The organism is Niastella sp., from assembly GCF_045805085.1.
Taxonomy (GTDB): Bacteria; Bacteroidota; Bacteroidia; order Chitinophagales; family Chitinophagaceae; genus Niastella.
Genome location: NZ_JBJMLX010000205.1, coordinates 1 through 13,729 on the forward strand (window position 1 = coordinate 1; position 13,729 = coordinate 13,729).

Sequence of the window (13,729 nt, forward strand, 5' to 3'; positions counted from 1 at the left end):
TAGGTTACATTAACATCAAAATATTCATTGTTATTAAAGATACCGGTATCGAGGATCTCGTACTCCGGTTCTGTTCTTGATCGTTGGCGGTTTACAGCCAGCAGTTCGTCGTAAGGGAATTTCTGTTGTGGGTATTTATACAAATACTCCATGTAGTAATGTGTAGGCAAATTGTCGAGGTAGTAATACAGTTCTTTTACATCCTCGCCGTGGTTACCTTCATAGTTGCCGAGGCCAAACAGGCGTTCTTTCAAAATGGCGTCTTTTCCATTCCATACAGTAATAGCAAAACACAGGTTTTGAAAGAAATCGGAAATACCTGCAATGCCATCTTCGCCCCAGCGATAGGCGCGAAAACGAGCCTGGTCATGGGTAAGATAATTCCATGCATCACTATTTGGACTAAAATCTTCCCTGACAGTTCCCCATTGGCGTTCGCTTAAATACGGTCCCCATTGTTCCAAAGGGATCTTCCTTGTGGAATTAACCGCAAGTCGTTGATGTTCTGCACTCATGATCCGGTTTTCTTCTACTTTAAATATTAATACCGTGGCAAGCGACCGGCGGTAAGCATCAATTATCAATTAATGGTACATAATACGTTTATGAAGTTACTGTATAGGAGGCATTAAATAAAAGATTAGGCCCCCGATTATTGAAATCAGGGTTTATAATTAGTTACAATACTAAAAATCATTTAGCTGCCTTGTCCTTTTCCTAAAAATGGCTTAAGAAGGTCAATCGGTACGGGGAATATAGTAGTTGAATTATTCTCTGTTGCAATTTCCCGAAGGGTTTGCAGGTAACGCAGAGTGAGGGCACTGGGCTGATCGCTTAGAATGCGGGCCGCATCGGCCAGCCGTTGCGAGGCCTGGAATTCTCCTTCTGCAGCAATCACTTTTGAACGGCGTTCCCGCTCTGCTTCTGCCTGTTTGGCCATGGCACGCTGCATTTCCTGTGGCAGGTCAATTTGCTTTACTTCCACATTAGATACTTTAATGCCCCAGGGTTCTGTATGGGTATCGATGATCTGTTGTAGTTTCTGATTTATTTTTTCGCGTTGTGAAAGCAGGTCATCCAGTTCTGATTGCCCCAATACACTTCGCAGGGTTGTTTGTGAGAACTGTGAAGTGGCTACGAGATAATTCTCCACTTCTACAATTGCTTTCTGTGGTTGCAACACGCGGAAGTATACCACTGCATTTACTTTTATTGAAACGTTATCTTCAGTGATGATATCCTGCGGCGGCACATCCATCACCACGGTGCGCAAACTTACTTTTACCATTTTATCAATCACGGGTATTAATATAATCAGGCCTGGACCACGAACCGAAATCAGTCTACCTAACCGGAAAACAACACCGCGTTCATATTCACGTAAGACGCGAATAGCGCTGCTCAATACAAAAATCGCAAACAACACAATGACGATTGCCGAAGCTGAAATTGGTAGTGAGTTCATATAAAACAAGTTTATGCTGATGATTCATTATACAGTTCCACCTGCAGGGTAAGATTTAAAAGTCCTGTCACGATCACTTTCTTTCCTTCTGGAATAAGCCCTTCTGCAGAGAAGGCTTTCCATATTTCTCCATGCATCCGCACCGTGCCGCCGGGATTCAATTCACTTAACGACTGACCAATTTCCCCGATCATTGCTTCCAGTCCCATTACCGGTTTTATGCGTTGTGCTTTCAAACCCATTCCTACAACAAACAGAAAAAAGAGGGAAGTAACACCAACGGCTGTTATGATCACCGTCCATGAAAGACCAGCCACTGCCGATGTTCCACCGGTTCTTATGAGCATCATGGAACCAAGCAATAAAGAGATCACACCCCCTATGGCCAGCAGGCCATGACTTACAATTTTTATCTCGAGCAGAAACAGGATGATCCCAAAAACGATCAGGGCAAGACCAGCATAGTTTACTGGTAAGGTATGCATGGTGTACAAAGCAAGGATCATACAAATACCGCCAATGATACCGGGGAAAATGGCGCCCGGACTGTACATTTCAAAGATGAGTCCGTATAATCCAAGTAAGAATAAGATGTATGCGACGTTGGGATCACTCAGTATATTAAGCATTTTTTCACCCCAGCCCATTTCGAGTGACTGCACTGTTGCATGTTGTGTTTGCAGGGTAACTGTTCCCGAACTAACGGTAACATTTTTACCGTCAATTTTATTTAGTAATTCCTGTTCGTTGCTTGCTATTAAATTGATGACATTATTTTCCAACGCTTCCGTTTCTGTTAGCGACACACTGTTGCTTACAGCTTGTGCGGCCCAGTTGGCATTTCGCTCGCGTTTTTTTGCAATGGACCTTATAAACGCCATGGCATCATTTGTAGCTTTTGCGCTCATGATGGTATCCATTTCACCTTGGGAAGTTACCGGGTGAGCCGCACCAATATTGGTGCCGGGCGCCATGGCCGCAATGTGTGCTGCCATTGTAATGAAAACACCCGCAGAACCTGCATGCGCGCCGCCGGGCGATACATATACCACAACAGGCACCGGCGATTCCAGGATATCACTTACAATAAGGCGGGTGCTTTGCAACAATCCGCCAGGGGTATTAAGATGAATGAGTAAACAGGTTGCCTTTTCTTTTTGTGCTACCTCAATAGCGCGATGAATGAAATCTGCAGTGGCAGGATTTATCGTTGCATCTAATTTTATGGAGAGCACTTTTTGTGCATACAGCGGCCCGGAAGTAATTACAAGCAGGATGCAATATAGTAGGAGGCGCCTCATAACATTCAAATAACTGCAGCATGGGTCTACTGTAATTTACGAAAAATGGACCGCATCCCCAATTTTATAATTTGGGTAGAAATCATACAAATCAATAGGTGTGTAGGCTTATAAATGAAATACCCAACCGAGCAGTAAACAGATCATTACAATAACGGGCGAGGGGAGTTTTGTAAATGAAAGCATGGCCCAGGTTCCGGCTATAACGGCGAGGTTCACTATACTAACGGTATGAAACCCGATCACAGAAACATCACGCATCATATAAATGGTACCGGCTACCATTATACCTACCACAACAGCATTGATGCCTTCGAGTGCGCGGTATACAATTACATAACGTTGCAGGTTGTGCCAGATGGGGAAGAAGAAAAGCACTAATAATGCACTCGGTAAAAAAATGGCGATGGACCCAATTATGCAACCCAATATTTGCCAGGTAGTGCCTTTGTCTTTCATGGCCATGCCACCCATAAAAGAAGCAATGGAAAATACGGGTCCGGGTATAGCGCGAACAATACCGGCGCCGGTATAAAAATCGTTGCGCTCGATGCTGATTACATTTCCTTTTTTATTCAGGTTCTTTCTAATAACCACCGGCGATTTGGGACGTTCAACGTATTGCTCATACATCATAGGGATCAGCACCTGTCCGCCACCAAACACCAAACTTCCGAAGCGATAATTATTTTCAAACAGGTTCAACGGGCGGCGATTGGGCCAGTCATTATTACGCGCCATTTCACTGACAACCCCCGCCACTAAAAATATGATCGCAAACAGCCAGATGTTTCCCCATTTAATTTTTTTAACGGGTTGGGCTTTTTCGGGAATGCGTTTATCACTCAGGTTGGTGACGAACCCACCCAATACCAGCAGTATGGGAAATATCCATGGCGACTTAAACAGGAGATAAGTAGTGATGGAACTTACCACCATTATAACGCGGGTAATATTATTATGTATCGCAAGCTTGAATGACCGCATGGCGGCAAAGGCCAGAAAACCCACGGCCATTGGCTGAATGAATTTGAAAATACCTTCACTCATTTCTTTGCTGTCGAAAAATTCAAGCAGGAAAGAAAAGGCGCCCATCAAAATACAGGCTGGGGAAATCCAGATGGCCAGGGTAAGAATGGCCAATGGAATACCGCCGCGCTTATACCCGATCAGTGTTAATACCTGGGTAGAGGAAGCGCCGGGCAGCAGCTGGCAAAAAGAATTGTACTCGAGTAATTCCTGTTCGGTCACATCATGGCGGCGATGCACAAAAGTTTTCATCACCATCCCAAAATGACCCTGCGGTCCGCCAAAGGCAGAAACACTATGTAAAAAGACCGCTTTCAAAAAAGGTATATGGCGCAGAAGGATCATTCGCAATTATTCATCAAAACCACAAGTTAGGCAATGTGTAACACTTCGACGTCTTATAATGATGGTTTCCAGCGCGATCGGGACTCAAAATATTTCCAGCACAGGGCGGAGAGTTTCCGGGTCAATACCCAGGCTTCGTTTGAGTTGTCCCAACTTTGGTCTTTCAGATTTTTTGTTTGCACAGAAAATATATACGGACCATGCGGCGCCATCACCAATAATATTTCACTTCGAGATGCATTTACACAACCATTTTTTGAGGCTACAAATATGTACGGCGGTATTTCCGCAATCGCTTGTTCATCGTTATAATTTCTCCCCAGTAACCGGATCATTTTTTCACCGGCCATTTTACTGATCACTTCGCCTTTGTAAATTTTTTCCATCAGCGTTCCCATTTCACGGGGAGTCGTTTGCGCCCAACCATATTGCTGGCGGTTGGCCTCGCGGCCTGGTGTTCTTGAATTCACCCGCGTATTCACCAATCCTAATGAATCGAGAATTTGGTTGATGCGCGTACCGTTACCGGCCAAACTTTGCAACCACAAACTGGCAGTATTGTCGCTGGTGGTTAAACTCAACATCATCACTTTGTGCAATCCTATTTTCTCCCCATTTTTAAATGAACCCAGAATATCTTCCCCGGCATAATACAAAGAGTCCCGGTATTCGAGTTGCTGATGGTAATCCAGTTCCCCCTTTTCAATCTTATCTTCTATACCTATTAAGATCGTAACCTTCACCATGCTGGCTGTTGGGAAAATAGTATCGGCGTTGAAGGCAGCCACTTTTCCTGTACGCAGGTTTTTTACATACACTCCAATATCGCCGTTCAGGCCTTTCACCGTTTCCTGAATTTTTTGCTGCAACCGGCGATCAGTCTTTTGTGCAGATAAGAACCCAACGATCAATAATAGGAAGAAGGTTACAAGGTATTTTTTCATAATATGATTACATTCAGATATTTCCTCATGTGTTTATTTGGGTAACCGGATTTATGCCTTACAAAGATTTGGAGAATTACTGAATTGAGCGGTGATTTTAATCAACTTCTAATGGTCAGCAACAGGACATTTACTTACTTCGTTTATCCGTTATTGATAGTACCTGTTTCTTTCTATTTCTTCAAGCACTTTGTCAGGCACCAGGTAGCGAATAGATCTTCCCTGTTTTATATTGTTGCGAATATGGGTGGCAGAGATCTGCAGCAGCGGCGCATCGAGTATATTGATCGTTGCGTTTTTGAAATTATTTACAACCTCGTGACCTGGTCGCCGGTATACATAAATGGGGCAGTGTTGCAGAATGAATTCATAGTTTTTCCATTTAGCCAGATTCTCAAAACTGTCGCTGCCCATGATAATAGCGAATTGATGCGTTGGATATTTTTCCTGCAAATAGACCAATGTGTTTACAGTGTATGATGGCTGCGGCAAACGAAACTCAATATCGCTGGCTTTTAATTTCGTTTCGCCTTCGATGGCCAGTTGAACCAGGTTCAGGCGATTATAGGAATTCAACAAATTTGCCGATTGCTTGAATGGATTTTGCGGTGACACCACCAGCCATACCTGATCAAGATCAGAATTCTGTAACAGGTAATTGGCGATAATCAAATGACCATGGTGAATAGGATTGAACGACCCGAAGTATAATCCGATTTTCATTACTTGTAATTCCGCTTTTAAAAGTTCCTTAATTACTGCAAAGAAACAGAATCGGGATGTGAATGCCTAGATACCGGTGGCTGGTGTTAAACTCTGTAGCCTCAGTGCGGCATTTTAGTCTTTCGGTATTTAAAGTACGATCATATGTTGCGAAGGATACATCAAAATTTAAATAATGGGAGATATACTTTTTGAATGTAGAGACACAAGTTGCCAACTTTGGTGCTTAAGTTTGAAACTTTGCAGGCAATGTTTTGAACTTTCCAATCAATCTTCGAAACTTTCCAGTCATTGTCTTGAACTTTCCAATCAATCTTCGAAACTTTCCAGTCATTGTTTTAAACTGTTCACCCAACCTTTTAAACTTTCCACGGCATCTTCTGAACTTTCCACCCAAAGTTGCAAACATACGAGGCATAGTTAGCAACATATGTTGCATAGTAAGCAACTTTTGTCCGGCAACTTTCCATAAATGATCCTCAAGAGCAATTCTATGCGATCTTTTAAAGAAAGCTTTCTAAATATCCATTTAAAGTATATGAGATTCCAACCGAGGAGGAGATTGACCCAGTTAATAGCCTTGTAAAAAATAAAGAGGATCGGCCTAAAAAAAAGGAACCGCCTTAAGCGATTCCCAATTCTTCAACAAATATGTTATCGGCTTCATTTAATCGTAGACTGAGGTTGTAACCAGCTACAATAATTGAGATGGGATCACCCAGGGGGGCAATCTGCTCTACCTTTACCAATTCCCCCGGTACACAACCCATTTCCATTAATTTCAGAAACAGGTCGTTGTTTTCAAAAGAAAGTATCCGGGCAACGGTTCCTGCTCCTATTTCTGATAATCGTTTCATAATTCAATTGACAACAAATGTAGCTTTGTATTAATTAATGACAGTTACGAATTTCGAAAAATGCCAACAAATAATTCAACTCCCCCCATTCAATTTCATTTTTTATTACCTGTATCCTTTTCCCAGCGAACGCTGGTAAAAGAAGTGATCCGGGACCTGTTCAAAAAGGAGAAGACTAAATTGGAACAACTCCGGTACATATTCTGTTCAGATGAATACCTTTTACAGATCAATAAGGAACACCTGAACCATAATTACTACACCGACATTATCACCTTCGATCTTTCCGAAACGCCCCATGCAACCACCGGGGAAATCTATATCAGTGTAGACCGTGTTCGGGATAATGCCCAGAATTATGAAGTGTCTTTTAAGCACGAACTGTTACGAGTGATCTTTCATGGCGCACTGCACTTATGCGGGTATAAGGATAAGTCAAGCAAGGATGAACAACTGATGCGAAAGGCTGAAGACAAATACCTGAAGTACTACTTATCTAAGTCCAATTAAATGTTCCACGTGGAACTTTGATTTCACACTGAAGTAAGCAATAAGCACATGAACTTTATAAGACCCGCAATGTGATCGTGGGTCTTTTATTTTTCTACCTAATTGCTTGAGAATTATAAGGTGTTAGCAACAACAGCTAGTTACATTTAAAAGATTGGACAAAAGTTCCTCTGTTATACAAATATGTAGTTTACTATAACGCATTTTGAATTAACTATGACGCATTTTTGATCAACTATGAGTTATTGGTATCGAACTATAACGCGTATGTAATTAAGTTTGGCTTTACTATTGTTAACTATGGAGTACTACTTTCTAAGTTTGCGCGTCAACTAATAAACATCCGTAACAAAGTTTGAAACTTTATACAAAAGTTAGCTACTAATGAGCCATAGTTAATTCTTGATAAGCCATCGCAAGGTTTTGAAAGACATCCGGATCAGACCTTTTTAAATGAGTGACCCACTATACAAGCATAGTTGTGCAACTATGATCATAAAATCTTAGAATTGAAGCATTAATAGTTGACTTTGGATGCATACTCCGCAACATACGATTGTATCTTACGTATCTAAAGGCCAAAATAACGAACTAACATCACCGAGTGAGCTACTTATGCCTCAAAGTGAGTTTTGAATATAACATTATGTGTTTAGGGTGAATAGTCCGTTTCAACCCAACTTGAACCAACCCATACCCAGATTGAACTAAACACAAGATGAAGTAAATGGCCAATTCCTTTTATAACCTTCATTCAACCAGGTAATCTTTCCTTTAATAAGTCCTTTGAAGGAATTTCATCATGAAAGTTATCTATATTTTTACCGGGTAGTTATCAGTACTAACAAGGTGGAAGTTCTCCTTTACCTACCAATCTTTACACTTCTTCCCTGGATTGTTTTGCAACAAAGTACAAAGTAACCTTACCATTTCACAGGTAGTTACCACCTTTTACTAGCAGACCTCATCCCTTAAAACAGTCATTCTGAATCCCTGAAAAGACATGGTACCAAACCTTTAAGCCATATCCTCCCTGGATTTGTATAATTCAGGTCCTGTATGCTTCTGGTTAGTATTTGCAAAATCTGCTGCCTTACTGAAAGGACTCGTTGGTTTTCCATAGATGTACGAAACATCTGCGGAACAAGTACGAGACATTAGGATATACTGACCAAAATCTAACCTAAAAAGACCAGAATAAATAGGAGGGTGCCCTTCTAAAAGAATAATTCTTACCCTAAACTGTAAGAAGAAACATAAGTTAGGTAACAGGGACATACCATATTAAGAGATAAAACTTCCAGTCCAGGTGATATAAAAACTCATCCCTAAAATACTGAGCGTTAAAAAAGGCTAGGGGATAAAGGCTCCAATAAGGAAGTCCTTAATAGAAGACCTTTTTCTCCAAACTGCCCATAAATAAAAGCATCCCAAAACCATCAGGGCAATTTTTTGAACCTGGTCATGTAGGAAAAAGGGACCAACTAGAAGAGCCAGGAGCATGATGATAACCGGGGTAATATTAAAAGCTTCCCAGAAGGCCAGGTAAAAACCAAGTATAGCAATCCAGTTAGTTGTGCTATTATGAACAGGGATTCCTTGCTTATAAGTATGGCAGAACAGGAAGCTTACACCAAGGAGGCAAGCAGTAATAAAGCTGAAGACAAAATTTCCATTCCAATATGGCATAAAGGTTCTTACCTCAGTACTGGAAAGAAGGTTAGAACCTGTATGTATTTCGACCTTATCTAATCTCACCCGAACCATTTTCAATCCGGGAACCACAACCATCTCAGCTTTCATATCTGGTAAAAGGTTACTGTAGGTCTGGTTATAGTCATACCCAGGCACATACTTTCCCTGGATCCTAAAATGCAAGGTAATATCAACCGGGGTTTGCTGTTTATTCTTAAATCCAATCTTCCAGGCCTTGAACCCATTAATATTCAACCTATATTCTTTGGCTTTCTTAGAAGAGGGTCGGGAAGGATAATACCCTTCTACCCGCCAGGCTTTTGTTCTATGTAGGTAGGACCTTATGTAAGTGATATCAATCTGAGGTACATTAAGCTTATCCAACAAACCTGATTCATTCTTTCCAGGTAAAAAACGAGCTGGAATCCTGGACCCTTTTATAGAAGAATTAGCCATAGGAATTAAGTTAACAGGCACAAGTATAAGCGTTTTTACAAGAGGGAGCAATCTATTCAATGACCAACAAGGGTTAAATAACCAGTAAAATACCTAAAGGAAAACAAGAATGGAAAATGTTGGTTCCACGTGGAACATAAGGGCGTGGAAACAGATACTCATTAAAGGAAACTTCCTTCAAGAGGGAGCTATATTTAAATAAAGAGGCAGGTTGTTAAGGGACATGCCGGTTGATAGGGTTGACAAGTTGATGAAGCTGATAAGGAAATACAAGAATTAATGAAGGGAGATTGGTTGAGGAGGTCATAAAGTATCTATAGCCAAGGAAAAGAACCATTATTAAATCAAGGTTTATTGAAGAACCAGGGTTCCGCCTGGAGATACAAGACATATTACTGGAAGTTAGTAGATAGGAGTAGGGTTAATAATAAAAGGTAGTAGGAGAATCCTGATTATAATATAACACTACCGAGATCCATTTTGTGATTCAATACAGAGTTCCTTAACAGTTTCATGAACAACCTTTTATTAGAAAGGAAGATTCCAGGTCTTTAAAATACATATAAGGTGTAAATCTGAGGTAAACAATGTCAGTAGCTTTTAAAACACTATGCCTCCGTTGGTAAGACTAGTTTCCTTTTCCTCTAGTGTGGCCATTCTTACTTATAGTCAGGTTATTACCAAGAGGGAGAGATAAGCATACACCTTGATAAACTAATAGTACCGGTACTCAGAAAGGTATTTATAAAGAGATAACTGAGTGAGGGAAGGGCCACCCCTCCCTTTAATTCATTATTTCTAAACACTCAGGTTTGAGGTGTATTCCAAAAAGGAAGTATACTTTCACCTTGACCCTAAACAGAGTCTATCTAATTATAACCAATTCGAAACAATGAATTCAAACAAAACCCCATCTCAACCTTCTTCCTGTTTTCATATTCCGCTAGGGGGATGAACTAAAAGGAGGAAAGGAAGTGCGTGTTTAGATAAGATGCTTTCAGAATAAGAACTAATTATAAGGGCATGTTATCCAATTAAGACGAAATTCATAGCACCCTTACTACAATTGAACCCCTCATTAGGAAGCCTTTCTAGTAATCATCATCTGGAAAACGAATAGGCAAATCATAAGCGGTAATCATTTCAAGTACCTGATCCTAGAAATCCCCAACATCCTACAACCTGCAACTTAACCCACCAAGCCCCTGAAATAAATAAGCATTTCCAACTACTCTTATTTATCAAACTAAACAATCCCGGTCCCAGTACGTAATTTTGCACCATGTTTCCAGAATACGATGTAATTGTAGTAGGCGCTGGTCATGCCGGTTGTGAAGCAGCCGCTGCCGCCGCCAACCTTGGTTCAAAGGTTCTTTTAGTAACCATGAACATGCAAACCATTGCCCAAATGAGTTGTAACCCAGCCATGGGTGGTATTGCCAAAGGTCAAATTGTTCGGGAGATCGATGCAATGGGAGGATACTCCGGTATCGTTACCGACCTCAGCATGATCCAGTTTCGCATGTTGAACCTTTCAAAAGGTCCCGCTATGTGGAGCCCGCGCGCACAAAATGACCGGATGTTATTTGCCGCCACCTGGCGCGAGATGCTGGAGAAAACTCCGAACGTTGATTTCTACCAGGACATGGTTCGTTCTCTCATCATAAGAGATGGCCGCGCTTGCGGTGTGGTAACTGGTCTTGGTCATGAGATCCCCTCTAAATCAGTAGTTATAACCAGCGGTACTTTTTTGAATGGCATCATTCATATTGGTGAAAAACAATTCGGCGGTGGCCGCGTAGCAGAGAAAGCTGCAACCGGTATTACCGAACAATTGGTTGAGCATGGTTTTGAAAGTGATCGCCTGAAAACGGGTACGCCTCCACGTATCGATGGCCGCAGTCTGGACTATAGTAAAATGGAAGAACAAAAAGGCGACGAAGAAATTGTTGGCTTTTCTTACACCGATACTAAAAAACCAACAGAACAAAGAAGTTGCTGGATCACCTATACAAGTCAGAAAGTACATGACATCTTAAAAACAGGCTTCGACAGGAGTCCTATGTATGCAGGACGGATTGAAGGCGTTGGTCCAAGATATTGCCCAAGTATAGAAGACAAGATCAATCGCTTTGCTGAAAGAGAAAGACACCAGCTTTTTGTGGAACCCGAGGGTTGGAACACCGTCGAGATCTATGTAAATGGTTTCTCCACTTCTCTTCCGGAAGAAGTGCAGTATGCCGCTTTGCGCCAGGTGCCCGGTTTTGAAAATGTACGCATCTTCCGCCCTGGCTATGCCATCGAATACGATTTCTTTCCGCCAACACAGTTGAATCATACACTCGAAACAAAACTCATCAGTAACCTATTCTTTGCCGGACAAATAAACGGAACCACCGGTTATGAAGAAGCTGCTTGTCAGGGACTGATGGCCGGCATCAATGCACATCAAAAAGCAAAAGAATTAGAACCGGTTATTTTAAAAAGAAGTGATGCTTACATCGGTGTATTGATCGATGATCTTATCAGCAAAGGAACTGAAGAACCATACCGCATGTTCACCAGTCGTGCCGAGTTCAGAACCATCCTTCGGCAGGATAATGCTGACCTTCGATTGACTGAATTGAGTTACCGATTGGGTTTGGCTTCCCAGGATAGAATGGACAAAGTGATCAGCAAAAGGGAAGGTGTTGAAAAAATAAAAGACATTCTGAAAGAAATCTCCCTGGATCCAACCGAGACCGATGGATTCCTGGCAGAAAATAATTCTGCGCCGTTACCACAAAAACAAAAAGCTATCCAGGTATTGTTGCGTCCGAATATATCATTGGAAGGTATGATGGCCGGCTTACCAAAAATTAAAGAAGCGCTCACTGGTTTTACTGAAGCAATTATTGAGCAGGCCGATATCCAGATCAAATACAATGTATACATCGAAAAAGAAAAAGAGCTGGTAAAAAGAATGAATCAACTCGAAGATCTGCTGATCCCGGAAAGTTTCGATTATAATAAGATCACTTCTTTATCGAATGAAGCCCTGCAGAAATTCAAAAAAATAAAACCGCGTACACTGGGTCAGGCAAGCCGTATCAGTGGTGTGAACCCAAGCGATGTTCAAATACTAATGGTGTATATGGGACGGTAGAATGAAGAATGGAAAATAACAAAGTATAAATAGTACTAATATAAAAAGGGCTTCTGAATTAACAGAGCCCTTTTTATATATGAATATTTTAAAATTCAATATCGCTTCGACTTTGTTCAGGAAATTCAGAATTAATTATACTTGTGAATATGGAACGGGTTCTAAAAACACGCGTCGAATATTTGAAACGGTGTTTGCATACATTGGATCGTTAGATACTTTTTTCCAATCAGCATCGGCGCCAAATGCCGCCCAGTTCTTATCACGTTCTTCCATATCTTTAAACGTGATCATATACGTTAAACATGGAAGATTGGGTCCGGCAATGGCTTCACCAAAAAATACCCGGTTCAGTTTTGTTCTATCAAAAATGGTGAACTCTTCGGTGTTGAACATTTTCACTTTTCTTCGCACCGCATCTTCATTGTACCCTTCGTAAGTACGCAATTCAAAAATGCGTGTTTCCTTAGCCGGTACTTTTAATGAAGGCATATTATCAAAGGCCACCAACAGCGAAGAATTATATCTGTTGAAAACCGGTTTATCGGCCGGCACTTTATCCCACTCGGCACTGTTCTGTTTAAAGTCATTGTCTGACTTTACTTTCATATTGATATCCCCGTAATCTTCCATTGAAGGATAGACAATCAATACATATACTTTGGCTGGTTCGCTCTTTCCAATTTCTTTGAAAACGCCAACAGTCTTAACACCGAATTTATTGAAGGCAGGAATTAATGCTTTCTCGAGATAAGCATGCAACGCATTCTGATTTCCACCAAAATGAATTTCGTATTCCCTTAATTCAAACAATTCTTTTTTACCAGCTTTTGCCGGAGCTGCATAAGATAATTTTCCTGCAAGTAAACCAGAAGAAGTGATGGCAGCGTTCTGGATAAAGTTTCTTCTTTTCATATTTCAAGCAAATGTTAGCTATTCGAAAATGATGAGATCTACAATCTCTTCCAGGAATTGTTTATCGGTTTCATCAAATGCAGCCAGGTGTTCACTGTCCACATCCAACACGCCCATCACCTTGTTGTCGCGAATTACCGGAACAACAATTTCCGATCTCGACTTACTGCTGCAGGCAATATGTCCCGGGAATTTTTCTACATCGGGCACAACGATGGTTTGCGCTTTTTCCCAGCTGGCGCCACAAACACCTCTCCCCTTTTTGATGCGGGTACAGGCAACCGGTCCCTGAAAGGGAGCAAGCACCAACTGATTTTCTTTCACCAGGTAGAACCCTATCCACA

Annotated in this window: 11 protein-coding genes and 1 pseudogene; 2 read left to right on the forward strand and 10 right to left on the reverse strand. The window is 41.4% G+C overall.

From position 1 onward, the window contains the following. The 7 genes and pseudogenes from ACJ751_RS10485 to ACJ751_RS10515 all read right to left on the reverse strand — a co-directional run. Window positions 1-515, reverse strand: a pseudogene (locus ACJ751_RS10485) (glucosidase); the annotation flags it as partial. Window positions 516-697: 182 nt separating this feature from the next. Further along, on the reverse strand, window positions 698-1,465 hold the full coding sequence (locus ACJ751_RS10490) for a slipin family protein (protein ID WP_407745443.1): 768 nt from the start codon (window positions 1,463-1,465) through the stop codon (window positions 698-700). 11 nt (window positions 1,466-1,476) lie between these two features. Beyond that, window positions 1,477-2,766, reverse strand: coding sequence for an NfeD family protein (locus tag ACJ751_RS10495; protein ID WP_407745444.1), 1,290 nt, complete (start codon window positions 2,764-2,766; stop codon window positions 1,477-1,479). Window positions 2,767-2,874: 108 nt separating this feature from the next. Beyond that, on the reverse strand, window positions 2,875-4,140 hold the full coding sequence (locus tag ACJ751_RS10500; protein ID WP_407745445.1) for a chromate transporter: 1,266 nt from the start codon (window positions 4,138-4,140) through the stop codon (window positions 2,875-2,877). Between the two features lie 53 nt (window positions 4,141-4,193). Further along, on the reverse strand, window positions 4,194-5,084 hold the full coding sequence (locus ACJ751_RS10505) for a serine hydrolase (protein ID WP_407745446.1): 891 nt from the start codon (window positions 5,082-5,084) through the stop codon (window positions 4,194-4,196). A gap of 150 nt (window positions 5,085-5,234) precedes the next feature. Then, complete coding sequence (nadD, locus tag ACJ751_RS10510; RefSeq protein WP_407745447.1) at window positions 5,235-5,807, reverse strand: nicotinate (nicotinamide) nucleotide adenylyltransferase; 573 nt, start codon at window positions 5,805-5,807, stop codon at window positions 5,235-5,237. A 623-nt stretch (window positions 5,808-6,430) separates the two neighbouring features. Continuing rightward, window positions 6,431-6,664: a FeoA family protein gene (locus ACJ751_RS10515; protein WP_014222468.1), complete on the reverse strand. Its 234-nt coding sequence runs from the start codon at window positions 6,662-6,664 to the stop codon at window positions 6,431-6,433. A gap of 60 nt (window positions 6,665-6,724) precedes the next feature. Between ACJ751_RS10515 and ybeY the strand changes: the two genes are divergently transcribed. Continuing rightward, window positions 6,725-7,174 (forward strand): rRNA maturation RNase YbeY, encoded by a 450-nt coding sequence (ybeY, locus tag ACJ751_RS10520; protein WP_407745448.1) that lies wholly within the window; start codon window positions 6,725-6,727, stop codon window positions 7,172-7,174. A 1,353-nt stretch (window positions 7,175-8,527) separates the two neighbouring features. On the opposite strand, the gene ACJ751_RS10525 is transcribed toward ybeY, so the two are convergent. Beyond that, the gene (locus tag ACJ751_RS10525) at window positions 8,528-9,325 is read right to left on the reverse strand and encodes a hypothetical protein (RefSeq protein ID WP_407745449.1); all 798 of its coding nucleotides are present in this window, start codon (window positions 9,323-9,325) and stop codon (window positions 8,528-8,530) included. Window positions 9,326-10,607: 1,282 nt separating this feature from the next. Between ACJ751_RS10525 and mnmG the strand changes: the two genes are divergently transcribed. Next, window positions 10,608-12,470 (forward strand): tRNA uridine-5-carboxymethylaminomethyl(34) synthesis enzyme MnmG, encoded by a 1,863-nt coding sequence (mnmG, locus tag ACJ751_RS10530; RefSeq protein WP_407745450.1) that lies wholly within the window; start codon window positions 10,608-10,610, stop codon window positions 12,468-12,470. Between the two features lie 135 nt (window positions 12,471-12,605). On the opposite strand, the gene ACJ751_RS10535 is transcribed toward mnmG, so the two are convergent. Both ACJ751_RS10535 and ACJ751_RS10540 read right to left on the reverse strand, forming a co-directional pair. After that, window positions 12,606-13,385, reverse strand: a complete 780-nt coding sequence (locus tag ACJ751_RS10535) for an NIPSNAP family protein (protein ID WP_407745451.1) — start codon at window positions 13,383-13,385, stop codon at window positions 12,606-12,608. Between the two features lie 18 nt (window positions 13,386-13,403). Beyond that, the coding region (locus ACJ751_RS10540; RefSeq protein ID WP_407745452.1) for a GAF domain-containing protein at window positions 13,404-13,729 on the reverse strand (326 nt) is incomplete at its 5' end.